Source organism: Pedobacter frigoris, assembly GCF_032678645.1.
GTDB lineage: Bacteria > Bacteroidota > Bacteroidia > Sphingobacteriales > Sphingobacteriaceae > Pedobacter > Pedobacter frigoris_A.
Map to the genome: position 1 here is coordinate 26,321 of NZ_JAVTSP010000001.1, position 22,644 is coordinate 48,964.

The following is a 22,644-nucleotide window of genomic DNA, read 5'->3' on the forward strand; positions in this document are numbered from 1 at the left end:
TCAATTTTTGAAGGGCTGAGGACGGGTAGCAAAGACTTTTTTATTTTAGCGCGATAAAAATGTGTAGGAATGGATAGTAATGTGATGACATGGATTCAGGCAGAAGACCTGGGCTACGAAAGAGGCGTATATATCTGGAGACCGGGAACAGTGCCAACGGGAAACCTGGATGTGATTCTTGATTTCAAGATGTGGGCAAAGAACGCTTTTGCAATCAATTGTTATTTCCAATGTATTGAGGATGGGCTAAAATTTAGCCTGCAGGTCTACCGCAGACGCAGAGGTATTTTGTACAGCCCTCCGGGGTGCGAACTGGATTTTAAAACCTGTCCTGTTCAATCGGTCTATCGAATTGAGGTTGCTAATGATGGGAAAAACCTGCCCAGGATAATTCGGGCTGAACTGGTTAAAATTTTAAATTAAATCATAGTAGAAGTATGGAACAGAAAAGAGAAATGGAGGACGTCTATGATATCCTGTTGGCGGTGCCGGGAATGGAGGACATGGTAACTTTAAATACCAAGGTCAAACGCAAAAACATCCTGTTATTAGCGCAGCTAATTCATCAAGCATTAACAGGGGATGGAAAACAAGAAGGAAGCGTGATGAGTGTCCTGTCAAAAGACACATTGGAGGAGCTCAAGGCTATTGCAGATGATTTCCTGGGCAAAGGAAACCTGGAAACACTAAATGAAAAAATCTCCAAGTTCAGATTGAAGTAATACCAACAGCAAAACAACGAAAAAGAGATTCTCCGGAATCTCTTTTTTTGCTTTTTATCCGGCATACAGGTGGCAAATTTCTATTCACTAACAAAAGACTACATACGGCTTCTGCCGATGCCGTATAAGCGATCTTATGGCAACGACAACAACACTTCTGTACCGGTTAATGAACCTTAAAGCATCAATTATCATAAACACCGGTTCAGTGACCGGATACGCCGCTTCCTCCCGCCCTGCCGTCCCGAAGAATTGAGGGGTGGCAGATCAGGCGGGCCGGAAATTTTTCCGGCCCTTATTATGTCAATCTGATGGGCTGACAACACAGGTCTTCAATGTTCACAAAGAATCCCCGCTTTTCGATCATGCCATTGCGCAGCAATTGCAATAACAATGAGCCGCCATTTTGCACCAAAGCAGAATTGATAAACAGGTCTTGCTTTTCCAGTGCCTCGCGCTGGGAGCAGCTAGGCTGGTCGTCTTCGGGCTGAGCCAGTAAAAGATGCCGGAACTGATCTACCACAGATGGCAAGAATGGCCGGGTAAGATAAATTTTAGATTTAGGCTGGGGTATGTTACCTACGGTTGCTAATAAAGCCTGTCCTGTGACCTGCGCATTTCCAAAATCCATCCAGTAATAGGGTCTAATCGGTTCGGCAATTTCCTCTTTGCTTAACTCTTGCAGCATATCGGAAATCTCAAAACGTGGTTTTACTTTATCGATACAGGAAATGTAAATATTGGCGCAATGCTGCTGTCCATACACATTAGGCCGTGTAAATTTTTCAGTAATCGCTTTCCAGTTGGTGCCGGCATGACGGTTGGTGTGGGCGATCCGGGCAACGGCTTTATTCAGTCCGATTTCGGACTTGGCAAAATACTGGCGGTCTTGGTTGGCAAGGGTCACCTCATCATCATCCCATAGGTTCACCTGTAGTCCGGGATGATCGTATATCTTTAGTGTACTATTGATGCGGGCAAGGGCAGAGATCATATGGCTGCCGGTGCCGCCGGCACCGATCAGGTTTACAGTTATGGGATTGGTGGGTGCCATCAGATATGGCGCGGCAAAATGAACGGGCGTTTTCATAAGATCAGGTCATTTAATTTTTGATTGCTGGAGATAAGTACTTCCATAGGAAACGGCTGGCCGGTGGCAACCTGCTGTTGCCATAGCTGCACAATGTTGCAGGAAACTGGATTTGAGCCGCTGAGGTGGCTGAAATAACTATTGAAGAAAAAGTGCTGCCACTGCGTGATAAACTTTTGCAGCGTGCAATGCTCGTCAAACTTTACGTTTACTGTACCCATGCACACACTGCCGGATTCTCCCGTATTGAAAAAAGGTGCGCGTAAGAGTTTTGTTTTTTCAGTTGGCCGATTGTTATCCGGCAATGCATACAGGTGCAATCTATTTCTACTGGCTCTCCACAATAATGGGGGAATAAAAGCTTCTCCATTTGGAATGGTTAGCCCGGCTTTAAAAAACAGGTTTGTTTTGAAAGCTGGCGTGAACCAGACAGCCGTTCCGGTCATGGAAGTATCAAGATAAAGGACATTTTCGGGTAGCAGTCCTTCGCACCGTAGAAAACTACTATTGAGTTCCTTTGAATCGGCTAGACTTCGTGCAAAGGCTATGCTTTCCTCAGTGGTCAGGGGATGTGGATTTAACGGGCATCCATCTTTGCCAATATCAAAGACTTCTACATAAATATTATTCCTGTCAGCCAGTTGACGGTAAATCACTAAGGATTGTACCGGCACAAATAGCTGCTCAATCTCCGGCATTAAATTAGTCATTGCGTTCATCTTCTATCGTTTTTAAATGTTCACTATCTTCTATCATTTGCAGCATATCAGCCAGTTCGCCAAATAGCTCAAACAGCCGTGTTTCAAACCTCAGATCACTGAGCTGCGTTCCCTGCGCCTTATCATATAGAGTAATCTTTAACGGCTCTTCGACCACCTGGGCTTCATCGGCATCACAGTTGAAATAATTATACAGGTCTTCTGCCAATTGGCCGTCGTTCGACCACACAAATGAAATGTACTGATCGGGGTAGAGCCTGTTTTCTGCGTCCGGCTCTATCAGGCCGCAGTAGATGTTTTCATGAAATGACTTTTCAGGAAAATGCTGATACAGGTCATAGAAATTAAGGGCAAGCTGATATAAGGCCCGGCCAAAAGGTGTATAAATATTAAACCGATCTAAACGCCGCTGCCAGCCTTTTAATTGACAAGGCTTTAGAATGTGGGTTTCCAGTTCGCGGCCAGCCTGATATGCCAGCCTAATTTCCGCTAAGCATTCTTTTTGGTACTCTTTGTCCAGTCCCTCTTCATTACATTCCAAACCTTCCTCCATAGCTTCATAATAATAGCCTACATGATGACAACCGTTATAGTAAGGCATTTTTAGTACCTGATAGCAGTAGGCAAATACAGATAGCAGCAGGCGATATTCCTGTTTATGTTTTTTTGACAGGCTTAATGTCCACAAGGATTTTAGAGGGAAATAATAAACAGTACCGCTGGTATTAAAAGTACTGGCGGTCAGTAAACATATGTTTCCTTCGCTCGATTCAATCAGGTATAAGCGATCTTCAATTTTTTTGCTGGAAAGAAACTGATTAGCCTCTTGCATGACAAGGTAGATGTTATAGGGATATACAACCATGTCCACTTTTGGAATGATGAAATTATAGCGGTCTGCGAAATACCGGATTTGTGAAAAGAATACAGATTCTACTTGTTGCTGCTTACAGAGTATTTCTGTTTCCTCGCTGAGTGGCGGGAAATGGTCTTTTAAAAAATCAGCGGCAAATGTGCTGACGGCACGCTTTGCAGTTTTTCCTGTAATACTTCTGCTGCATCCTTGCGCTGGTTGAGGTTTTCTACATACTGGCCTATCTTGCTGCATTTGTACCATGATCTTTCTTTGAGCTGTTTAATAATTCTTGTTTTCCTTTTCATGCATTACCCTTTTGTTCCGATCACAGAAATGAATTTGTATTGAATGTGGTCATCTACAATCTGGGGCCCTTCAATTTTGGCGGTAGTGAGTATCGGATAGGTGTTGCTGTAGAAATTCTGCACAGCCTGTACGGAAAGTTTTTCGGAAGGGTCTGCCAGCTTAATGGGCTTACCGTTCTGCTCTTCCAAAAGAAAAAGGCGTTTAAGTTTTTTAACTAACATGACTTTACATTTTGAACGGGTTGATTAAATAATGAAGGCTCAAATTGCTTGCATAAATCCTCGCGCAGGCTGCGCAGTGTTTCGGCATGTTCCGGGTATTCCTGCGGGTCGGGCACTTTGACGTAGGCTTCCCTGTATTTGCCTTCTTTTTTCAAGGCTTCGACTGTTTCCAATTGCTTTTTATACTTCTTCTGTTTTTCAGTCAGTTCCTTTTCTGCTTTCGTGTTCTTTTGCTGTTCCATTTTGGATGCGGCAAGGGCTGCTTCCTGCTGGGCAATGAAATGTTCCATATTGGTCATGATGCTGGAGGTCACTTCCAAAGGGTCGCTGATGGTGGAAAAAAAGGTGTCGTCCAGTTCTGATACCGTGGCATCAAGGGTGAGCGGGATAAAATACTTGCGGGCATCATCGGTGCAGCTTTCATTTTGCAGCATGATAGAAACAACAAGATTGTCCGGAGCGACTTTCAGTATAGTAATACTCCATGTGCCTGTAACATTCAATGCCGCGAGTATGGAGAAAAAATTTGTTTTCATGATTTGGCTTTTTAAATGAGTATTATTTTTGAATGAGGTAATAGATGATTACTCCAACAATGGTCAGGTAAGCAGCCCATTTAAGAATCCATTCAAAGCAGGTGATTATAATGTTGCTTCCAAAGTTGCTGAAATGTGGCAGGCCACCAAGCCCGCGTCTTTTAAAGCGGTTGCGGCCTCTTATGTAAAGAATAGCAATCGCCACCAACAACAGAAGGAGCGGGGTATTTCCGTTTGTGTTTAAAATGTTCATGACCTTATTTTTTAAGTTTAATAATTGAGCGCGGAATGGTGCGGTCATGATTTACTTTATAGCCATTGGCTGTAATGATTCCTTGCAAGACCTTTCTTGCTATCCATATTTCCGCGTTATCCTGCTTTGTCATTTCCAGATAGTTCAGCTTTTCAAACTGCTTTACCATCCTTGCTAAAATGACAATTGCTTTGGGTTCTGTTTTCTCACTAATTATGCTCATGATCTTAATGTTTAAGTTTTATACAAGGTGGTTAGCTAATCGCCCATCGCAAGTAAAAGCCCATTCGTTGGCTTCTAAGAAATCGGCAACTGCTTCATCGGAGGTCAAACCCTCATAGATGCTTTGCAATGATTGATACAGATGTGTATTCAATTCATTAATGTTGCGTTTAATCCAGTCGAATAGGATTAGCAGTTCTCTTTCGATATTGCTGCCGTTTGATAAAAGGTGAAAACGATGGTCTTCGTGCAGGTCTATGTAATATCCCCGGTTGGGAATACAGGTAAAGAATCTGCAATCAATATTGCCTTTTTCTATCTGCTGTAGGATGCGGGGTTGACAAGGGCAAGCAGTAAAATGGATTTTTCGAAAATCTTCTTTTTCCCATACCTTTTGCGAAACGGCTTTTACCATTTCAAGTACGTTAATAGTACATCGAAAAGTACTGCCCGCCCCTTGGTGGTAAAACCCGCTAAAGAAAATCTGCTCAGGACTTGTAAGGATGCCTAATAGGCTGCATAGTTCAGTAAATGCCATCAATTCAAACCTATACCAGTTGGTATCGTCTACTTCAACATAGCGGTGTTTTTCTAACACCCTTTTTTTAACATCGGGTTGCAGTTCGCTAAATGAAAATATATCTACGGTGATCTGTTTCATGATTAATAGGTTTTGTACTTGTTCAATTTATCGATATGCTGCTGTGCTTGCTCCATGCTGGTCACGCTGCTAAGTGAGGATACCAATTCTTCTATCTGTTCAATTGGAATGAGTGCAGAAAAACAGTGTTCGTACCTGTCTTTACCGATCCTGAATTGCACTCTGTATGGGTGTACAAGATGTTTTCGCAGGCGTATCGCTTTCCTGATAGCATCGTGATCTCCGGTCAACCTGAACTCAGACAGCAGCTTTTCAATCCGGCGGAATCTACCATAACGGGTAAGCGGGCTACGGCCTTTCCGTTTCTTGGGTTTCGTTCTGCGCCTGAGATCATCAGTAAACTGTTCAAACGAATAATCCGGGTATTCCTCCACCATTCGCCCGAAAGCGAATAGTGGTGTTTGTTTGAAATACCTTCTCGCTTTGCGAAGCCTGCGGATATGGTGCAGGCGCTCCGGTGAAAATGGTTTGATGTTCATAAGGGTAGCTTTTTCACTTTTTACCTGCTTGCAGGACTTGCAATTTTTCCAGTATGTCCTGCCAGTAAGCTTGGCGTTCCAAAACAAAAGGAGGCAGGATGGGCGATCCGTTGTAGCGGTCATATCCTGCAAAGGTTTTAGCCTGCTCAATGGCTGCTTTCAGGTTGGTGACTGTGAGGGTTTGCCCTTTGTTATCGACGATCTTTTTCATCTTACAGGGGTTTAAACAGCATTTCCAAAGCCAGCATAAACTTATGATTGGGGTGCTTTGTGGTGCTGAGGTAGATCAAAATGCAGTGTGTTGAAAACAGTGCGTTCTGCCCGCTAAATAGTAACCTGGCAAATAGCCGGTGCTGCTGCTGTAGCTTATCCCTGCGCGTTTTGATCTTATAACGAATGGTGTCCATTGTCTTCATCCATTGGTCAAAGGGCATATATTCTTTGTCCCATTTCTTGCGCTGAGTATCTTGCTGCTCCTGTAAGGTGATGGCCATGCCCTCTATATAGTTGATCAGGGCGGGCATTTCTTCAGGAAAGAGCAGGTGCAATAAGGATGCTTTTTCGGGTGGTAATAAAAGATATATTGGTCTCATTGTTTTTTTGCTTTATGGTTTTCGATTAGTTTTCAGGGTTTCAATTTTTACAATTGCAGATTCGCTGCATGATTCTGCGGCTGTTACCTGCCGTATTGCTTCACTGATACAACGGGAGGTTATTAGTATGCGGATTTTGCCGTTGTCATGGGCAAGTGTTAACCGGTAGGTTTTTAAATCGTTCATCTTACCGTTTTTAATAGTTTAAAGACATAAGACGTTCATCGGTTGCTTCGAGCATTGCTTCAATGACGATAATAAAATCCCCATCGTCTATCAACCTCCAAACGGTCATGCTCTCAAAAGGGATTCGATCACGAATAGTCAGCCATTCATCCCCGCCGTCAATCTGATTAATTAAGCAGAGGTTTTGGAAGTAAAAGCCTTTCCCTAAATTCCAATTGCCTAAGCTTAGATTATATTCCAATTCCTCTACACTGTGACATTCTGTAAGTTGAGCAGCGGAAAATTCAGGTTCAGTTGCTGCTGCAATCCATCTGTTTTTCTTTCCGATCCTTTCCCATGAAATGAGTAATTCTTCTTTGCTATATTGCTGTTGCTTGTTCATGTTTACGATTCTTTAAAAGGTGGGTAATTGCAGCCGCCACGTGGACGGCTGCTGAATGGGGTTAGTTGAGTTGTAGGGCTTCCGCACCATACTGGCCAAAGGCGGTACACAGGTCGAAGGCAGTTTGGGTGCGCTTTTGCGCGGTGCCATTGAAAAGCAGGGAATCCAGTTTTTCTTCTGCGCTGCCATAACGCTTTACGTTTTGATAGTAACCGGTAACTGCATTGTAGGCGCCGAAAAGTGTGCCTTTGGTGGTTTCAAGCTGCTGTGATTCGTTCAGCATGGCATAGCTAAATACATTGTCACATGCATTGGTGTACATGCTGGACAATTCGTCTTTGTTCCCGTCTTTCAGGTTTTTCAGGGTTTCCTTATTAGGTGCCATTGCAATCTCTATCAACTGGCGTACCTGCCTGTCGGTGATCTTAATATTTGCCCACCTGTTAAACGTTCCTTCCAGTTCTTCAGAAAGGCGACTGCTCAGGCCCAAAACTTTCCGCGCATTCTCAAAGTTTTCTTTAGCATTTGCCGTATGCCGGATTTTGATGGTGTTGGTCTTGCAGTTCAGTGCTGCGCTAAGGGTGTTCTGACATACGATGCGGATAGGGGTATAGGCGATGGTAATGCAGCCGGAACCGTCATGGCTGGTGGTTAAAAAGAGGTATTGTTCGGTAACATCGTCCTCACCTACACGGATCACACCGGGCAGCTTGGCAGTAATAAAAATGCGCTCCCCTTTGCCGAGTGCCCCGGCGGTTTCATATTGTACGTTCGCGCTGGCTACGATTTCATCAAAGAATGTAAAGGCGTCCCGGTTCTGCACGATCTCATAATCTTTGCCCACCAATCCCAATACCGCATTGTTATCGGTGCGGATGGTGGCATATTTGTCGGGTACAATGATTTCACTGCTCAGGGTTTGAATGCCGGATTCAGTAGCGCGGGTTGTGGGCATGCTGGTGTAAATCGGATTCTTTACCACTTCATAATCCAGCCCGGCGTGCTGGATGGCTTCGGCGCTGGTTGGGTATTCCTGTATGATCTGCCCTAAGCCATGCCATGCCTTTTGCTGTACGGAAAAGAAAGATGCCTTACCTGTTTGCTCGTTGAAATTTAAGTTATGTGCCATGTTGTTTGAATTTGTATTGTTTGTGATTTTTGTGAATTGCGATTGAATTGATTACTGAGAAATTGGTTTAGAATGGCAGGTCGTCGGGTTCATCCTGAATGCCAGCGGCAACAAACTGGTTTACCGGTATAGGTGCAGATTTACCTGTGCTGCCGGTATAATGCCAGTTCAGTATTTCGTTGATGTGAAAAGTGATGCTGGCGCGGGCTTCGCCTGTTTTGGTATTGTAGGCATTTACGCCAATGTCACCGGATAACTGCACGACTGTTCCTTTGGTGAGGTACTGCGCTACGTTGATGCTGCGCCAATACGAACAATCAAAAAAGGTGGCCGTTTTCTTAACTTCGCCTGCTTTGGTTTTAAATGTTTTGTTGATGACTCCGCTTAGTCCTACAACCTGACGGTTTCCTGCGCTTCTTACTTCTGCGTCTTTGGTTAACCTTACTGTGATTTCCATAACTGTTTTTTTTTGGTGAAAAACTTCTGTTGTTTATTTTTTTCTTTTTCCCCATGTTCTTTTGGCCTAAAAGCTTTTTTGGAAGGCGCGGAAACGGTTAAAAAGAAAGCAAGGTTTAAGTGGCACGGTAAGGGGACGAAGAACCGTTAGTGCCGAAGGCTGGTGAGCGCCATAGCGAGCCATTAAAGGTTCGTAGACCCCGGCGGGACACTACCTTAGCTGCGCTTTTGCCGTTTTGCGTTTTCAAAAAAGTATAAGGTCAACACACACAAAACTCTTAGCAGGCTGCCTGGTGAAACAGTAGAGGCTATCAGGATAATACCAAATGGATCTCGCGGCCGAATTAGCTGAGGGATCAGCAGAAATAATCATCAATCTTGCAGCATACAAATATGATCGGGCCCGCGAACTAATTGTACAGGTCAATCTACTACTCCCAGTTACGGGCTAAAAGTGATTTATAGGCAAAGGGTATCAGACCGGAATCTTAATGAGTATATAGCCTTATCATTCAAAAATCTTTATTCACGAATAGGAAATACATAAGTCTTTTGGACTGATAGCGGAAGCTTTGCAAGAGTTATTAACCTATAAACTCAAAACAATGAAAAAGCATTTACTCATTATTCTGGTGCTGGCTCTTTTTAGTCAGCTTGCCATAGCCCAGGCGCCAGCACAATTCAATTATCAGGGCGCAGCCCGCAGCAGCAGCGGCCAGCCCATCGCCGGCAGGCAGATCAGTTTACGCATCAGCATATTGGATGGCAGCGAAAACGGCGCCGCTCAATACAGGGAAAGCCGCCGTGTCATGACCAACGCTTTTGGTCTGTACAGTGTCCAGATCGGCAGCAGCGGTGCCGGTAGCATTACAGGGTCGGTTGCCTCGGTTAGCTGGGGAAAGGGACCCAAATTCATTAAGGTCGAGATCGATCCACAGGGCGGCATCAATTACGCACCTGCAGGTACAGCACAGTTGCTCAGTGTGCCATACGCGCTTTATGCAGGAAATGCCGAATCGGGTGAAAAAGGAGAAAAGGGGGATAAAGGAAAATCTGCTTATGAACTCTGGCTGGAGCAAGGCAATACCGGGACGATAATTGACTATCTCAATAGCTTGAAAGGTAAAGATGGAAGCTCACAACCGGGTGAAAAAGGTGATAAGGGAGATATTGGCAGCACGGGTAAATCCGCGTATGAACTTTGGCTTGAACAGGGTAATACCGGTACGCTGATCGAATACCTCAACAGCCTGAAGGGGCCTAAAGGCGCAACCGGCGCCCAGGGACCGGCCGGACTGGCTAACGGTCCGGCAGGTGGAGACCTTACTGGCAATTATCCTGATCCACTGGTAAACGGTTTGCAGGGTAAGCCGCTTCAGACTATAGGCGTCAAAGAAAATCAGGTGCTGATGTTTAACGGAACAAAATGGATTGCCAGCACATTAAATGATGAAGCGGTCAGCTCCGCAAAGAAGATCACATCGGCGGAACTTGATATTACCGGGGGTGACGGTGCCGTATTAAAGGAGGTATCCGTTGCCATAAAAGCAGGGGCAGTTTCCACGGTAAAACTGGCAAATGAAGCGGTCACGGAATCAAAGATCAAAAGCGGCGGTAAGGATAAAATATTAGGCACCGATTCAAGCGGCACGGTTGAGTGGCAGGACAGGTCAAGTGCTTCCTCTTCTGAGCCCTGGTATGACCAGCAGACCCAAAAGGGAGCAAGCGGTAATACCCAAAATATTTACCAGATGGGAAGCGTGGGTATTTATACAAAAGCCACAATCGCTCCGCTGGATGTCCGGGGCGCTGTTCGCTTCGGTCAGCCGCAGGTAGACGCGCCGGTAGGTGCCGGCTCTTTAGCCTCGGGAAACCTTACCACTGCGAGCGGTACCAATGCATCGGCATTTGGTCAAAACAACAAAGCAACCGCGTTGAATGCCACCGTATTCGGACAGGAGAATACAGTCTCGGGGACACATTCTACGGCATTCGGTACAAACAATATTGCCAGCGGAAGCCGAAGCACGGTGTTTGGTACATTATCTGAGGTCATCGGTAACTACAGTACATCTTTTGGAAGTACTAATAAAATCACCGGCTACATGTCTACTACAATGGGTGGTAACCTGGTGGCTTCAGGCAATTACCAATTCTTAGCCGGAACCAATAATGCGATGACAACCGGGGATGAAACGATCATGCAAGTTGGCAATGGAGATCCTAATCATCCCACCCAGCGTAGCAACGTATTGACCATTCTCAAAACAGGTGATACCGGTATCGGTCAGCATACAGTGGCGCCAAACAGCACGCTACAGGTCTTTGGCTCGGTGAGCAGTCCGATCAGAACCATGAGCGGCGGCGTAGTAGCGGACAGGGATTTCACGATCCTGGTGAAAGGGAATCTTAATCTCCCCCCTGCTGCACCGAATAACATTGGGAGAATTTATCACCTGATCAATGACCAGTTGATGGATGCGCAGCTTAACGGCAATTTCCGTATAGCGGGCCTGAAAGTGACGATGATTACGTTGAGCGGTACGCCGGGATCACGCGGCTACACCGTACAAAGCGATGGAACGGATTGGGTAGTAATAGGTCAGCTTTAAGCAGCAGGGTTATGAACAGATTATTGTTAGTGGCATCCCTGTTGACCGTGTTACAGGTAGCCTTTCAGATTGAAAAAAGTAAAGCGCAGCACACGGCTTTGCCTGAACCGCCCAGCATAATCAATGCTGCCGGAAACTATGCAATGATAGGCGCGGAATACTTCGATTTTAACTTCGGGGAAATGGTGCTGGTCCAAACCTTCGCTCAACCGATGTATCAATATACACAAGGTTTTTTGCAACCCCTGACGCCGTTAAAGTCTGAACCCGAAACACCAACTGGCGGTAATTGTGATCAGCCTGAACAGATCAATAACGTGATCACGCCAAATGGTGATGGCCGCAATGATTACCTGTTGTTCCGCTGCCTTGACCAGTTCCCGGAACACATCCTCACTATCTATGACCGTGCGGGCAGGGCGCTGTTTAAAACCAGGAACTATCAGAACAACTGGGGAGGAGAAGTTAACGGACGTATGCTGAATGAGGACACCTATTATTTTATCCTGGAGCTGGGTAAGCTCGCCGGAAATGTAAAGGGATTTATCAGCATCATTCACGATCAATTTTAAGTACACAAGAAAATGAAAACATTCACAATGATAGTATTTGCGGTGCTGCTGGCCATGTCGGGCAGAGCGCAGCTAAACCCACAGGGAAGCCAGTATTTCTTTAACCCTTATCTGGGCAACCCGGCGCTGGCCGGCGTTGATAAAGGCTGGGCAGTAAGCGGGGCAATATCGGCCCAGCTGACCGACTTTGACGGAGGACCTTTGATTCAGTCATTAACCTTAGCATACGGATCAGGAGAAGGAAAGGTGGGCGCAGGACTATTATGTTACAAAGAGCGCGCTGGCGTGATAGGCCGCACCGTTGTAAAGATTGCCTATGCCTATCATCTACCGCTGGATTATGAGGAAAGCTTTCTGGATCTGGGGCTTACCGGCGGCTTTTTAAACGACCGGATAGACTTTGACCGGGTGAAGGGCGACCTGGAAGATGAAAGCTTGTATGATTTCAATAAACGAGGGAGCTACCTCGACGGCGACTTTGGGATAGCTTTCCGCAACAGCGTATTGACCGTGCAGGGCTCCTTGCCAAACCTGAAACGTTTTTTAAATCGGGAGTTCAGGGAAATAGCAGACCGCTATCTGTATATGGCAGGAGCAAGTTACCATTACCGTATCTACACTGCTGTAGAAACGGTGGTTAGTCCGATGCTCGTCTACCGGGGCGTACAGCATGAAGCTGATATCTGGGATGCTGGCGTCAATGTGGGATTTCAAAATGGCAAGCTGATGGGTAGTGTCGTCTACCACAGCACGGGCAGCATCACTTTCGGGATTGGTAACATTCATGAGAAAAAGTTATCCATCCTCGCTCAATACACCAATACCACCCGTGACCTGAAAAGCTACAGTAACGGGCAGTTTGAAGTCGCTGTCAAATACAGTTTCAGATAAAATTCAATAATAAACACTATAAATCCTTTAAAAATGAAAAAAGTAAAAATGTTGATGCTGGCGGTAATACTGCTGGCCGTGGCCTATGGCTGTCAGAAAGTTAATGAACCAGCAGTGATGAAGCGGGCGGATGAAAAAAAAGAGGCTGCGCTGATAGCAAACAGGGATAATAGTTTACAGCTACAGTCCTGGACAAATGTTGCAAACAACAGCAATCCGTATGATGACAGTGGACGGCGGCACAATGAAATTCTGGACGCACTGGATAAGCATATGGAAGTTACCAGGGATGGAAGCAGGGCGGCAAAGAAAGCTTTCATTATCCACTATTGTAAACAGCAGGGTATCGATCTCACGGAAAGCCTTGCATTTATGGAGCCCATCATGGCAAAGGCAGAACAGGACGATTATACCACTATTTTTAATTATCCCGGCTGCACGCCTGTTTGTGACAAATACGTAAGAAGACTCAGGCAGATCGTAGCAGGAGTGGAAAAGCCTGCTGACTGGAACGGATTTATCCCGGCAGTGAAAGGGTTGGAAGAGGAGATCAGTAATAGTGATTTAAAGGATCAAGATAAGGAAGCGCTGCTCTCTGTAGCCTCAGTGGCCCGCTACTCCGGTGCTTATTGGTATGAAAGGAGGCCAAAGGTTCCATTACATAATGATCAGATGCCCAGGTGGCTCAATGCAATAGTGCGCTGGCAGGCAGCGGTGACGTGTGATATGATGTCGGCAACGTTGGGCATGATCACATTCAGCAGAACGGCTTCGGAGGATGCTTCAGCATTTTCATCGTTTGTCAACGATGGAATAAGAGACAATTGGTAATAAAGAATCCGGCATTTTATAAACTATAAATCCTTTAACAATGAAAAAAGTAAAAATATTGACGCTGGCAGGCTGCCTGGCAGTATTGTCCATGAGCAGTTGCCAGAAAGGCCAGGAGGCAGAAGAGGTGAAAAGCGGAAAAAATCCATCCAAGATTTCAGGAAATATCCTGTCAACATCCGATCAGGCAAAGATGTATGAACGTTACCATGTCGCCAACCCCGAAAACATGTTTGATTATGCAGGGCAGCAGCATAACCAGATATTAGATGCAGCTGAAGATTTTGTCGCCAAAACAGGAAAGAATGACTGGGGTGCAGTTCATTCCTTTATTGTAGGTTATACCAGGAAAGGTGATAGGGACATTGCCCAAAACTACAATAAGATAGTAGATGTTCTGAAAACCGGCTTAAAATGCAATTTCGATAATGTCATCAACCTGAAAGCGCATTCATCAAGGTACCGTGAACATTTAAAGACGCTTCTAATCGCGATGCAGCACATAGAAAATGTACCTGGCTTTTTGCAAACTGTGAAGAACTTAGAGACAAAAATCCTGAGTGATAAATTAAGTGATCAGGAAAAGCAGGGATTACTTATGACAACATCTGTGGCCAGATATTCATCAACGTACTGGTATGAACGTCGTGATCGATTGAAGCATAATTTTCAGGATGAGATGCCCAAGTGGCTCAAAGAGATTTTGGCGGTACAGGCGGCTGTAACAATGGATGCTTTGGCCGTAACAATCGGATGGATTTTTGACAGCGAATTCAGTATCGAGGCTGCTGGCGATGTTTCGTGGGCAACGGCCGGTGGGATAATTACCTATTGGTAGGGACTCTGCAATAAAAAAACTAAAACGATGAGTGGACAATTAGTTTTATTGTTCCTCATCGCCCATTGCCTTTGAAGTTGTCATAACATGACAACCGGTACAGACGAAGACATTGGAAATAAGAAGTTACTTCTCCTACAGCGTGATCCGATTCAGGTATCGTATTGATTGAATCTATTTGACAAGATGGGTGCTGAACATAATACATTGCTGGAGACTGTGGATATAGGTACAATGAGATAGTTGTGAAATGTAGTAAGTGTTCATCGAGGTAAGGCCGGTTTGTACTTCAGGTATCCTTTCTTCATCTCGTCGCGCTCCTCGTCTGTCTGCGCTTCTCTAAATCTGACGGGCAAGGCCTTAATGCTGTACTTTTCATATTTGTCAGATAAGTGCGCCTCACTGAATAAAAATTTTCTTCTCTGGTCGTCCAGCGTTCCCAGCCCGAATGAACTGCGATCTTTATTGATTCTTTTTTCCACATCGGGGTGCAGGTATTTGGGCCATACCTCCCGCTCCTTGCCAAATCCGTAGGCACCAAATTCGACGGTTAATGGCATGGTTATGACGGTTGATTTATAGCGGAATTTATGATCAGGAAAAAAACCATTGTCGTCTTCAGTATTCAATACATCAATAAGGTAATTGGCATTCACAGCAAAGCTAAAGATGCCTTTGTATAGCATCGTATCAAAATCAGTTGGGTTTTCTACGTCTACATCATACCGGTTATGGGCTATGATTACCCAATATCGTGGCAATGATCCGGGATTGTTGTCGAATGTGCCAATTTCGTCTTCATCAGGAAGCCCATATTGAACAAACATTCTGAATAGTGTTGCCGCATTATTTCTGTCAACCTGTCGAACAGAGTCATTCATATATCTTCCGTCTGTTCTGTGAGACTGGAAATAATGCCGTACACTTTGATCGATCTCCGTCAGCCGGTCAATGCTGTCGGCCATAACATTCTTTTTGGTTGTTTGATTGGGGTACTTAGTGATAAAGCTGTTAATCCTTTCCAAATCCAACCCGGTGTAGCTTTTTTTCAAATTAGCCAGCGTCTCTTCATTGATTCCGCGGGCTAACAGCCTGGCTAAATAACGTTCTGCAGCAGGATAATGCCGGGTGTCCATAGCGCAGTGAAACGCATTCAGCAAGTCTCTACTGAAAGGTTTATTTTTATTGATTTTGAAGGCTTCGGTATACAACTTATAGGAACGATCAATATCGCTGTCACATATTGCAAGCTCCGCCTTATTGATCAGTCTGTAATAGTCAATAGCGGTTCGCTGCTGTGCAAATGCAGAAAGAGCGCTCTTCAAAAGCAGAAGAAAGGCGAATGCGACAATTCGGCTAGACATAAATGTTTCTTTAGAGGGTTATTAAAACTAGATCATTTTTTTATCATTTTCTTTCTGCTGATTGTATGGGGTATACAATCAGCAAAGCCTTTACCCCCGGAGTTTATTTATTGGCTTTTAAATTCCCGTTAAATCAGCCCCGAAGAATTTATGTGCAACAGGTTACTTTCTGAAATTTCTAATCGTATTGAGATTTATGAAGATAACCCTGCAACCCCGGATCATCTATAGAATTCCAAAGTTCTCGTACCAGTCAAATTTGAAGGACTGTTGGGAAGAATTAAAAGAAGCGATCCGGTTCTCATCAGACGTTTTTTATGATGTTATAAAGGATACGCCAGCTGAAGCTTTAGCGGATCTTCCACCCAATGTTTATCTCACTGTTTGGAAGTATTTCAACCGCGCCAGGTACCGCTGTACCCCTTATGGGACATTTGCCGGGGTTGGTAGCTTTGATCTGGCAGAACCCAAGGCCATTACTGTAAGCAATACGCAACAGGTAGATACTTTCGCTGACTGGACTTTAAAAGATAAAATTGCCGGGCATTCCAACGATCGTATGAGGCTTGATATTTGGCTATTTGCAAATAGTACTTATTACTTCACTACTGACGCCATGAGATATATCATTTACGCTGAAGACGGGTATGAGATTCATGAAAACATAAAAGATGATCTGGTTGTCGAGATTTTAAGCCACTGTAAAACACCAATTCTGTTTAAAAATTTAATGAATAATTTGAATAAAGAGTTGAATGATCAGGAAGGCTATTTTCAACTGATTGAAGAAATGATACAGCTCCAAATGCTGTTTATCTCTAATGCGCCCAATATTATAGGAGAAGATTATTTCCAGCGTGTGAAAGCGCATGCGCTTGATGGACCAGTATATCAGCTTACCCGTCGCGCCTATAAAGATGGGAGCATCGATAAAAAGGCATTCCGGCATCTTGCTGACCTGATTACCCTACTGCAGCGCATTGTTCCGGTGTCAGATATCGAAGCGCTCAGCCATTTTAGAGCCCAGTTTTTAAAAAAGTTTGAAGGGCTTGAAATACCAATCATGGAGGCTTTAGATCCTGAGCTGGGATGTGGCTATGGAGGTCTTGAACAGGCAGCAGATGGCGATGATTTTATTATGCAATTTGAACAGCGAAAGTTAAAAGATAGCGATACCAGCAAAGAAAAACTGAGCACCGCCATGCGAGGTTGTCTGACCAGCCGGCAGAATGGGATGTCAAATATATTGGACCTGGAGCAGTTAAAAATGGAAACAACCGGAACTGCTCCATCCTTACCTAATACTTTTAGCACCCTGTTCAGCCTGGCTGATGGGCAGGTCTGGCTGGATCATCTTGGAGGATGCACGGCCAACTCATTAATCGGGCGTTTTACACTCAACAATGAAAATATAAACCAGCTTGCCAGGGACAACGCCGCCGTAGAAACGAAGGCCAATCCAGGTGTGCTATTTTTTGATATTGGCTACCTGGTAGGAAATAAAATAGATAACATCAACCGGCGCAGCTCCATTTATGATCTGCAATTAGCTATTCTGAATTATGATACTTCAACAGCCCCGCTTTCACTTAGGGATATACTGATCTCTGTTAGAAATGACCAGGTAGTATTGCGATCAAAATCCATGAATCAAAGATTGGTTCCGCGATTGGCATCTGCCTACAACCATACCAAGTCCGACCTTTCTTTGTTCAGGCTCTTATGTGACTTGCAGTACCAGGAGATCCACGCACATCCGTATTTCTTTTTAAAAACGTTATTCCCCGGACAGAAGGCCTACCCCAGAGTGCAATACAAAAACATCGTTGTCAGTCCGGCTATCTGGCAGGTTAAGCAGGATGAGCTGATCGATGAAAATAAAAAAAGCATCGGCATCGCACAATGCCGGGCATGCCTGAAAGCGTTGGGCGTGGGAAGGTACTTTAAGACCGGATTCAGTGACATGACACTGTGTTTTGATACCAGCTCCGATGAAGACATTGCAGTATTTCTGCTGTACATGCAAAAACAAAAGACGGCAGACATAGAAGAGGTATTGATCCCCGATGAGCCTGTTGTACGGGATGAAGCAGGAAGGCCTTTTATTGTACAGTTTCTGATGAGCATTTTCCATACGGAAAAAATTTACAGTTCCTTACCTCCTCCCATAGAAGCAGATCACGACGCTCAAAAGAAAGTTCTGCCCTACTATGCTCCCGGTTCGGAATGGCTATATTTTGAAATCTACTGTCATCCCCAAAGGGCAAACATGATCCTGCAGACCTATGTCACCTCCTTTGTGAACAAGCATTCAGCAGACCTTGCTTCCTGGTTCTTCATCAGGTATTCAGAAAATGGTCATCACCTTCGCGTCCGTTTTCTGCTGAAAGATATAACCAGGGGATATGTCCTGACAGCATCTTTTACCTCAATGCTGAACCCAGAAATTGCAACCGGAATTGTTGCTGATGTGAAGCTTAGAATATATAAAAGAGAAATAGCCCGTTATGGTGCTGAGCTCATGGAACAGGTAGAGGAGCATTTCCATACTGATAGCAGGTATGTGTTAGCGTTATTGGAAGATGAGTCCGATCCCGGTTATAAGTATAAGCGGTGTATTGATCTGGTTATGGCCATCGCAGCGGCAGGTATATTTTCGGATTTCGAAATCACTCAGTTGATCGATTCTTTCTCTGAGGCATTCAACAGGGAACATCAGGTTGTTCCTGCCGACTTTAAAATGCTCAATCAAAAATATCAGGCCTATTGTAAGCAGCAGGAACTCATGCTTAAAAGGCAGCACAGCGAAGCATTTTCCAAATTTTCCGAGAGTTTTATACTTGTCTTAAAAGATTGTGCAGCTACAAAAAGAGGAGCATTACTAGGAGACCTTTTTCATATGCATGTTAACAGGTTGTTTACGGCCAATCAACGAACACATGAAATGGTCCTTTATTACTTTTTAAATAAAGAACTGCGAAGGAATGCAGCTCTTAGTGCGGCCAAAGATTTATAAAATGCGTTTACGATACACTTTTCATCCATTCTTTAAAACTCTTTGCTCTTCGCTGGCTGACTATCGCCGGCTCAGCAGGTGCCGGTTCCAGCTCGATTTGAATTTTTCCAAATTCAATTGCTTTATAGTTTTTAAGCGCCTTCCGGTTAATGATCATTTGACGGTTCACCCTGAAAAAACGTCGGTCAAGATCTTGCTGGACATCATCAAGGGGCCGGGAGATGTAATAGGTTTCGTCCTGAAAGGTTCGGAGCAGATTACTTTCGTCCTGCCGGTAAAAAAAGCAAATGGCATCGTAATCTATGAGCACGTTTTTAGTGCCGCCGCTTACTAAAAACTGCTCCTTGGGATCAACAGGGCTTTTGATGAGGCTTGCTTTCAATAAGGCCGCTCTTCGTTCTGCCTGCTTCCATCGCAGGAAAAAATAGAAGCCGATGTAGTAGGCGTTCAGGATAACCAGCATCAATAAGATATACTGGAAATCGTGACTGACGTAAGTGGTCTTTAGGATGTTGATGCCACGCAGCTTCAGGTAATACCAAGCCTGGAAAAAGGCCAGGAATGCAGGTGCAATAAAGCCCAATAATACTTGGAGTAGCGCTCTTGAAAACAAATGATGTTCCCAGTCCTTACGTTTATCCAGAAAGCTCGTAACCCAATGCACATAGGAGATCAGTAGAAACGCAATGACGAAGCTGATCCCGAAAGCCGGGTAATAGTAGCTTTTTAAAAGTATCTCAAAGGTTGAATCCGGCTCACCAAAAATGACAATGATATGTGCTGCAATTACTGAAGCGGAAATTCTGACATAAAGATCTTTGTACCTAATAGGTTCGGAAGGGTTCGTTTGCTCCATACACACGCAATAGCTCGTTAATAACCAAGCGAGAAATTTCGGTATTCAGATTTATGATAGGCCATACAAGACGTAACATGTTAGTTACAATTAAGCCATTCCAGAGAAGGAATATGTGCGAATGTTATTTTAGCTGGTTCACTATAATCCCTATTACTATGGCACAACAACCATTTACCGAAGAAGGAGTATCCTTGAAGATTGCAGAACTTTATGATTTGAGTGATCCGGCATTACAATTACAGGCTGATGCAGCAAAAGCAAATTTCAGAGGCTGGCTGCAGAATCAGTTTATTTTGGATACTGATCAGGTCGGTTATTTGAACAACATCAGTAACGACTGGATCAATGATACTGGAGGTCAGTTTTCAATAGCATTGTCTTACCGATTACCGATATCCCTGATCAGGCCGGTACGAATTGATCCGAATGATTTTTCAAGTAAGATATGCCGGACAGATAGTACGGTGCTGCTGGAATACAATAGCTTGACCGGGATAGCCGCCAGCGGTACATTTTCCGTACAGCTATTTGTACCATAGCGTTTTCTTGCTGTAGAAAGGGCCGGCCATTACCGGCCTTTTTTGTATCCTGACTATTGACATTGTATATAATTTTATTTAAATTAGTCAATAGTAAAAGGGACAGTGCTATACACAAGTATGGCATGAGGAATGAACAGAACCAGATGACTTTTATCAATTCGACCGGACAAATTAATTTTCCTGTAAACATGGGTAGGGAGAAAGATTTTGACCAGATTTTTCGTTTATACCATCAACCTATGAAGGCTGTAGCTGCTAAGTTTGCCGGCACTTCAGATGCCGACGACGTAGTTTCTAATTTGTTTATCAGGCTATGGAACAAGCAGGTCACCTTTGAAAGCCGGGAACACCTGCAATCCTTTTTATACCGCTCGCTACATAATGGTTGCCTCGATCATTTAAAAAAGCTAAAAAATAGTACGACCGCCGAGCAGGCCGCATCACTGGAGTCCTTACGCGAAACGGAAGCATACCTGCAGGAAATGATCCGGTCCGAAGTGCTGGCCGAGGTGTACCGCGCCATCAACGGCCTGCCGCCTCAATGGGGCCGGGTACTTACGCTGAGCTATATTGATGGGCTAAGCAATGATGAGATAGCTGCACAAATGAACATTAGCAACCAGGTAGTCAAAAACTATAAATTCCGGGGTCTGAAAGTACTTCGAAGCTCGTTATCGGGGGATGCGTTACTATTGCTCATGTTGTTTTTAAAAGCCAGGTAATGATATAAATTTATTCATACCCACTATCGTTAATTTCCTTTAATTTCAAGCTATTAATGATATACCATGTCTGATCGAAAGTTTTCTGAACAACAATTACAGGCTATAAATCTTTTAAGAGCGGCATTACAGACTTGTCAACAGCTGGAAATCCATATTTCAGGCATTTTAGAATTTGACGTTAAGACGTTAGAAGATGCTGAAGGGAATGACTATGCAGCCTTTTCTTAGTAAAGCAAAAATAACCAAAATCATTATAGGTTACTTTTAGGGGTTCGCAACGTATTGCAGGTAAAAGCCCTGTCAATGAATCTTCATCCCCGTAATATCGAGCAAGCTCAACGCATCATTTATTTGATCGCTGGTTATAGCAATGGCACCCTATCAACTGCGGAAATTGCTGAACTGGAGCAATGGAAAAGCCAGGCTCCGGAAAATCTAACACTCTTTGATGAGCTTACCGATAAGCAAAAGCGAACTGCCGGTATTTCAAAGTGGAATACAGAAGAATCTGAGGTCGCCTTAGCGGAGGTTAAGAAAGGATTAAAGCGCAGGTCTAAGTTATCCGTCTATTGGCTGCCTGCGGCAGTTATAGCGGTGTTTGTGGCTTCCTTCGCATTGTTACTCAGAAAACAAATCTTCATCCTGCCTTCGTTTGAGCAAAGTAAAGTGGTAAGCGATGTAGGTGCAGGATCTAATAAAGCAATCCTTACTCTTGCCAATGGTGAAAGGATTGACCTGGGCAAAGCGGCAAACGGATTACTTGCCACAGCTGGGAAAGGTGTTGTCAAGACTGGCGATAGTCTTATTGAATACCAGGCTATAAATAAAGAAAGCATAAACGCTGTAAATACAATAGAGACGCCACTTGGCGGACAGTACCAGCTGATTTTAAGGGATGGGACTAAAGTCTGGCTGAATGCCGGTACCACCTTGCAATTCCCTGTAGCCTTTAACGGAACACAAAGAAAGGTATTCCTCAAAGGTGAGGGATATTTTGAGGTTGCCAAAAATAAAAACAAACCATTTATCGTCGAATCTCAGGGGCAGCGGGTTGAAGTGCTGGGCACCCATTTCAACATTAATACCTACGCAGATGAACCTGCTCAGGTAACTACCCTGATGGAAGGATCAGTAAAGGTTAATACCAGTGGAAACTATGCTATACTGAAACCTGGCCAGCAATCTTTAATCTCCCATAACCAGCATTTAGCTGTAGCCCCTGCCAACCTGCAAGCAGCAATGGCCTGGAGAAATGGATTATTTGAATTTAAAGATGCCCAAATACCTGTGATCATGCGCCAAGTGGGAAGATGGTATAACCTGGAGATCAGGTATAATGGTCCAATTCCAAAAGACCAGTTTACAGGAAGTATCGAGCGTAAAGAGAATCTTTCCACCGTACTAAAGATGTTCGAGCTGAGCGCCATAAAATTCCGCATTGAAAAGCAAGGAACCCAAAAAATACTCATAATAAATCCCGACTAAGAATCCATCATTGTTCCACTAAGCAGAAAGCATATGACCTGAGAAAAAGAGAGAAAGAATTTTGGCCACCAAAATAAAAAGCCGGTAGTGTCTTCACA

Annotated in this window: 28 protein-coding genes; 12 read left to right on the plus strand and 16 right to left on the minus strand. The window is 44.3% G+C overall.

Annotated features, from left to right (window positions below; all coding sequences use genetic code 11):
- The first annotated feature begins 69 nt into the window (after positions 1-69).
- The gene (locus tag R2Q78_RS00170) at positions 70-423 is read left to right on the plus strand and encodes a hypothetical protein (protein WP_316787733.1); all 354 of its coding nucleotides are present in this window, start codon (positions 70-72) and stop codon (positions 421-423) included.
- Positions 424-437: 14 nt separating this feature from the next.
- Entirely contained in the window at positions 438-722 is a 285-nt protein-coding gene (locus R2Q78_RS00175; RefSeq protein WP_316787736.1) for a hypothetical protein, read from the plus strand.
- Between the two features lie 298 nt (positions 723-1,020).
- Here R2Q78_RS00175 and R2Q78_RS00180 read toward each other — a convergent pair whose 3' ends face one another.
- From R2Q78_RS00180 to R2Q78_RS00245, 14 genes are all read right to left on the minus strand, one after another.
- Positions 1,021-1,812 (minus strand): PRTRC system ThiF family protein, encoded by a 792-nt coding sequence (locus R2Q78_RS00180; RefSeq protein ID WP_316787738.1) that lies wholly within the window; start codon positions 1,810-1,812, stop codon positions 1,021-1,023.
- On the minus strand, positions 1,809-2,531 hold the full coding sequence (locus R2Q78_RS00185) for a PRTRC system protein B (protein ID WP_316787740.1): 723 nt from the start codon (positions 2,529-2,531) through the stop codon (positions 1,809-1,811). The genes R2Q78_RS00180 and R2Q78_RS00185 overlap by 4 nt, the downstream gene beginning before the upstream one ends.
- On the minus strand, positions 2,515-3,639 hold the full coding sequence (locus tag R2Q78_RS00190; protein ID WP_316787741.1) for a hypothetical protein: 1,125 nt from the start codon (positions 3,637-3,639) through the stop codon (positions 2,515-2,517). Before R2Q78_RS00190 ends, R2Q78_RS00185 begins: the two co-directional genes overlap by 17 nt.
- Before the next feature lie 56 nt (positions 3,640-3,695).
- Entirely contained in the window at positions 3,696-3,914 is a 219-nt protein-coding gene (locus R2Q78_RS00195; RefSeq protein WP_316787743.1) for a PRTRC system protein C, read from the minus strand.
- The gene (locus R2Q78_RS00200; RefSeq protein ID WP_316787745.1) at positions 3,908-4,450 is read right to left on the minus strand and encodes a prtrc system protein e; all 543 of its coding nucleotides are present in this window, start codon (positions 4,448-4,450) and stop codon (positions 3,908-3,910) included. Before R2Q78_RS00200 ends, R2Q78_RS00195 begins: the two co-directional genes overlap by 7 nt.
- A gap of 22 nt (positions 4,451-4,472) precedes the next feature.
- Positions 4,473-4,703 carry a hypothetical protein gene (locus R2Q78_RS00205; protein WP_316787747.1) on the minus strand — a complete coding sequence of 77 codons (231 nt, stop codon included), beginning with the start codon at positions 4,701-4,703 and terminating at the stop codon, positions 4,473-4,475.
- Positions 4,704-4,707: 4 nt separating this feature from the next.
- Complete coding sequence (locus tag R2Q78_RS00210) at positions 4,708-4,926, minus strand: hypothetical protein (RefSeq protein ID WP_316787749.1); 219 nt, start codon at positions 4,924-4,926, stop codon at positions 4,708-4,710.
- A gap of 18 nt (positions 4,927-4,944) precedes the next feature.
- Positions 4,945-5,586 (minus strand): hypothetical protein, encoded by a 642-nt coding sequence (locus R2Q78_RS00215; protein ID WP_316787751.1) that lies wholly within the window; start codon positions 5,584-5,586, stop codon positions 4,945-4,947.
- A gap of 2 nt (positions 5,587-5,588) precedes the next feature.
- Positions 5,589-6,065, minus strand: coding sequence for a hypothetical protein (locus R2Q78_RS00220; protein WP_316787752.1), 477 nt, complete (start codon positions 6,063-6,065; stop codon positions 5,589-5,591).
- Positions 6,066-6,078: 13 nt separating this feature from the next.
- Complete coding sequence (locus R2Q78_RS00225; RefSeq protein WP_316787754.1) at positions 6,079-6,276, minus strand: hypothetical protein; 198 nt, start codon at positions 6,274-6,276, stop codon at positions 6,079-6,081.
- A gap of 1 nt (position 6,277) precedes the next feature.
- Positions 6,278-6,658, minus strand: a complete 381-nt coding sequence (locus R2Q78_RS00230; RefSeq protein WP_316787756.1) for a hypothetical protein — start codon at positions 6,656-6,658, stop codon at positions 6,278-6,280.
- Between the two features lie 196 nt (positions 6,659-6,854).
- Positions 6,855-7,226 (minus strand): hypothetical protein, encoded by a 372-nt coding sequence (locus R2Q78_RS00235; RefSeq protein ID WP_316787758.1) that lies wholly within the window; start codon positions 7,224-7,226, stop codon positions 6,855-6,857.
- A 61-nt stretch (positions 7,227-7,287) separates the two neighbouring features.
- A complete protein-coding gene (locus tag R2Q78_RS00240) occupies positions 7,288-8,355 on the minus strand; it encodes a DUF932 domain-containing protein (RefSeq protein WP_316787760.1) in 1,068 nt (355 codons plus the stop codon).
- Between the two features lie 67 nt (positions 8,356-8,422).
- Positions 8,423-8,812, minus strand: a complete 390-nt coding sequence (locus R2Q78_RS00245) for a single-stranded DNA-binding protein (RefSeq protein WP_316787762.1) — start codon at positions 8,810-8,812, stop codon at positions 8,423-8,425.
- 604 nt (positions 8,813-9,416) lie between these two features.
- On the opposite strand from R2Q78_RS00245, the gene R2Q78_RS00250 reads away from it, so the two are divergent.
- The 5 genes from R2Q78_RS00250 to R2Q78_RS00270 are packed head-to-tail and all read left to right on the plus strand — an operon-like array spanning position 9,417 to position 14,555.
- On the plus strand, positions 9,417-11,423 hold the full coding sequence (locus R2Q78_RS00250) for a hypothetical protein (RefSeq protein WP_316787765.1): 2,007 nt from the start codon (positions 9,417-9,419) through the stop codon (positions 11,421-11,423).
- Between the two features lie 11 nt (positions 11,424-11,434).
- On the plus strand, positions 11,435-11,995 hold the full coding sequence (locus R2Q78_RS00255; protein ID WP_316787767.1) for a gliding motility-associated C-terminal domain-containing protein: 561 nt from the start codon (positions 11,435-11,437) through the stop codon (positions 11,993-11,995).
- A gap of 12 nt (positions 11,996-12,007) precedes the next feature.
- A complete protein-coding gene (locus tag R2Q78_RS00260; protein WP_316787769.1) occupies positions 12,008-12,886 on the plus strand; it encodes a PorP/SprF family type IX secretion system membrane protein in 879 nt (292 codons plus the stop codon).
- A 33-nt stretch (positions 12,887-12,919) separates the two neighbouring features.
- Positions 12,920-13,717: a hypothetical protein gene (locus R2Q78_RS00265; protein ID WP_316787771.1), complete on the plus strand. Its 798-nt coding sequence runs from the start codon at positions 12,920-12,922 to the stop codon at positions 13,715-13,717.
- Positions 13,718-13,757: 40 nt separating this feature from the next.
- Positions 13,758-14,555, plus strand: coding sequence for a hypothetical protein (locus R2Q78_RS00270; RefSeq protein ID WP_316787773.1), 798 nt, complete (start codon positions 13,758-13,760; stop codon positions 14,553-14,555).
- Between the two features lie 263 nt (positions 14,556-14,818).
- On the opposite strand, the gene R2Q78_RS00275 is transcribed toward R2Q78_RS00270, so the two are convergent.
- Positions 14,819-15,919 (minus strand): hypothetical protein, encoded by a 1,101-nt coding sequence (locus tag R2Q78_RS00275; RefSeq protein ID WP_316787775.1) that lies wholly within the window; start codon positions 15,917-15,919, stop codon positions 14,819-14,821.
- Between the two features lie 196 nt (positions 15,920-16,115).
- Here R2Q78_RS00275 and R2Q78_RS00280 point away from each other — a divergent pair, with 196 nt between their 5' ends.
- A complete protein-coding gene (locus tag R2Q78_RS00280) occupies positions 16,116-18,935 on the plus strand; it encodes a thiopeptide-type bacteriocin biosynthesis protein (protein ID WP_316787777.1) in 2,820 nt (939 codons plus the stop codon).
- A 7-nt stretch (positions 18,936-18,942) separates the two neighbouring features.
- Here R2Q78_RS00280 and R2Q78_RS00285 read toward each other — a convergent pair whose 3' ends face one another.
- On the minus strand, positions 18,943-19,791 hold the full coding sequence (locus R2Q78_RS00285) for a LytTR family DNA-binding domain-containing protein (RefSeq protein WP_316787779.1): 849 nt from the start codon (positions 19,789-19,791) through the stop codon (positions 18,943-18,945).
- Positions 19,792-19,949: 158 nt separating this feature from the next.
- Here R2Q78_RS00285 and R2Q78_RS00290 point away from each other — a divergent pair, with 158 nt between their 5' ends.
- The 4 genes from R2Q78_RS00290 (at position 19,950) to R2Q78_RS00305 (ending at position 22,546) form a co-directional block, all read left to right on the plus strand.
- Positions 19,950-20,333: a hypothetical protein gene (locus R2Q78_RS00290; protein ID WP_316787781.1), complete on the plus strand. Its 384-nt coding sequence runs from the start codon at positions 19,950-19,952 to the stop codon at positions 20,331-20,333.
- 125 nt (positions 20,334-20,458) lie between these two features.
- Positions 20,459-21,058 (plus strand): RNA polymerase sigma factor, encoded by a 600-nt coding sequence (locus tag R2Q78_RS00295; RefSeq protein ID WP_316787783.1) that lies wholly within the window; start codon positions 20,459-20,461, stop codon positions 21,056-21,058.
- A 66-nt stretch (positions 21,059-21,124) separates the two neighbouring features.
- On the plus strand, positions 21,125-21,289 hold the full coding sequence (locus R2Q78_RS00300) for a hypothetical protein (protein ID WP_316787785.1): 165 nt from the start codon (positions 21,125-21,127) through the stop codon (positions 21,287-21,289).
- A 75-nt stretch (positions 21,290-21,364) separates the two neighbouring features.
- Positions 21,365-22,546, plus strand: a complete 1,182-nt coding sequence (locus tag R2Q78_RS00305) for a FecR family protein (RefSeq protein WP_316787787.1) — start codon at positions 21,365-21,367, stop codon at positions 22,544-22,546.
- Positions 22,547-22,644: the final 98 nt, after the last annotated feature.

What these genes read in the sequence shown, in the direction of transcription:
- R2Q78_RS00170 (WP_316787733.1), top strand. Translation starts at nt 70, where the DNA reads ATGGATAGTAATGTGATGACATGGATTCAGGCAGAAGACCTGGGCTAC.
- R2Q78_RS00175 (WP_316787736.1), top strand. Translation starts at nt 438, where the DNA reads ATGGAACAGAAAAGAGAAATGGAGGACGTCTATGATATCCTGTTGGCG.
- R2Q78_RS00180 (WP_316787738.1), bottom strand. Translation starts at nt 1,812, where the DNA reads ATGAAAACGCCCGTTCATTTTGCCGCGCCATATCTGATGGCACCCACC.
- R2Q78_RS00185 (WP_316787740.1), bottom strand. Translation starts at nt 2,531, where the DNA reads ATGAACGCAATGACTAATTTAATGCCGGAGATTGAGCAGCTATTTGTG.
- R2Q78_RS00190 (WP_316787741.1), bottom strand. Translation starts at nt 3,639, where the DNA reads ATGCAGCAAGATAGGCCAGTATGTAGAAAACCTCAACCAGCGCAAGGA.
- R2Q78_RS00195 (WP_316787743.1), bottom strand. Translation starts at nt 3,914, where the DNA reads ATGTTAGTTAAAAAACTTAAACGCCTTTTTCTTTTGGAAGAGCAGAAC.
- R2Q78_RS00200 (WP_316787745.1), bottom strand. Translation starts at nt 4,450, where the DNA reads ATGAAAACAAATTTTTTCTCCATACTCGCGGCATTGAATGTTACAGGC.
- R2Q78_RS00205 (WP_316787747.1), bottom strand. Translation starts at nt 4,703, where the DNA reads ATGAACATTTTAAACACAAACGGAAATACCCCGCTCCTTCTGTTGTTG.
- R2Q78_RS00210 (WP_316787749.1), bottom strand. Translation starts at nt 4,926, where the DNA reads ATGAGCATAATTAGTGAGAAAACAGAACCCAAAGCAATTGTCATTTTA.
- R2Q78_RS00215 (WP_316787751.1), bottom strand. Translation starts at nt 5,586, where the DNA reads ATGAAACAGATCACCGTAGATATATTTTCATTTAGCGAACTGCAACCC.
- R2Q78_RS00220 (WP_316787752.1), bottom strand. Translation starts at nt 6,065, where the DNA reads ATGAACATCAAACCATTTTCACCGGAGCGCCTGCACCATATCCGCAGG.
- R2Q78_RS00225 (WP_316787754.1), bottom strand. Translation starts at nt 6,276, where the DNA reads ATGAAAAAGATCGTCGATAACAAAGGGCAAACCCTCACAGTCACCAAC.
- R2Q78_RS00230 (WP_316787756.1), bottom strand. Translation starts at nt 6,658, where the DNA reads ATGAGACCAATATATCTTTTATTACCACCCGAAAAAGCATCCTTATTG.
- R2Q78_RS00235 (WP_316787758.1), bottom strand. Translation starts at nt 7,226, where the DNA reads ATGAACAAGCAACAGCAATATAGCAAAGAAGAATTACTCATTTCATGG.
- R2Q78_RS00240 (WP_316787760.1), bottom strand. Translation starts at nt 8,355, where the DNA reads ATGGCACATAACTTAAATTTCAACGAGCAAACAGGTAAGGCATCTTTC.
- R2Q78_RS00245 (WP_316787762.1), bottom strand. Translation starts at nt 8,812, where the DNA reads ATGGAAATCACAGTAAGGTTAACCAAAGACGCAGAAGTAAGAAGCGCA.
- R2Q78_RS00250 (WP_316787765.1), top strand. Translation starts at nt 9,417, where the DNA reads ATGAAAAAGCATTTACTCATTATTCTGGTGCTGGCTCTTTTTAGTCAG.
- R2Q78_RS00255 (WP_316787767.1), top strand. Translation starts at nt 11,435, where the DNA reads ATGAACAGATTATTGTTAGTGGCATCCCTGTTGACCGTGTTACAGGTA.
- R2Q78_RS00260 (WP_316787769.1), top strand. Translation starts at nt 12,008, where the DNA reads ATGAAAACATTCACAATGATAGTATTTGCGGTGCTGCTGGCCATGTCG.
- R2Q78_RS00265 (WP_316787771.1), top strand. Translation starts at nt 12,920, where the DNA reads ATGAAAAAAGTAAAAATGTTGATGCTGGCGGTAATACTGCTGGCCGTG.
- R2Q78_RS00270 (WP_316787773.1), top strand. Translation starts at nt 13,758, where the DNA reads ATGAAAAAAGTAAAAATATTGACGCTGGCAGGCTGCCTGGCAGTATTG.
- R2Q78_RS00275 (WP_316787775.1), bottom strand. Translation starts at nt 15,919, where the DNA reads ATGTCTAGCCGAATTGTCGCATTCGCCTTTCTTCTGCTTTTGAAGAGC.
- R2Q78_RS00280 (WP_316787777.1), top strand. Translation starts at nt 16,116, where the DNA reads ATGAAGATAACCCTGCAACCCCGGATCATCTATAGAATTCCAAAGTTC.
- R2Q78_RS00285 (WP_316787779.1), bottom strand. Translation starts at nt 19,791, where the DNA reads ATGGAGCAAACGAACCCTTCCGAACCTATTAGGTACAAAGATCTTTAT.
- R2Q78_RS00290 (WP_316787781.1), top strand. Translation starts at nt 19,950, where the DNA reads ATGGCACAACAACCATTTACCGAAGAAGGAGTATCCTTGAAGATTGCA.
- R2Q78_RS00295 (WP_316787783.1), top strand. Translation starts at nt 20,459, where the DNA reads ATGAGGAATGAACAGAACCAGATGACTTTTATCAATTCGACCGGACAA.
- R2Q78_RS00300 (WP_316787785.1), top strand. Translation starts at nt 21,125, where the DNA reads ATGTCTGATCGAAAGTTTTCTGAACAACAATTACAGGCTATAAATCTT.
- R2Q78_RS00305 (WP_316787787.1), top strand. Translation starts at nt 21,365, where the DNA reads ATGAATCTTCATCCCCGTAATATCGAGCAAGCTCAACGCATCATTTAT.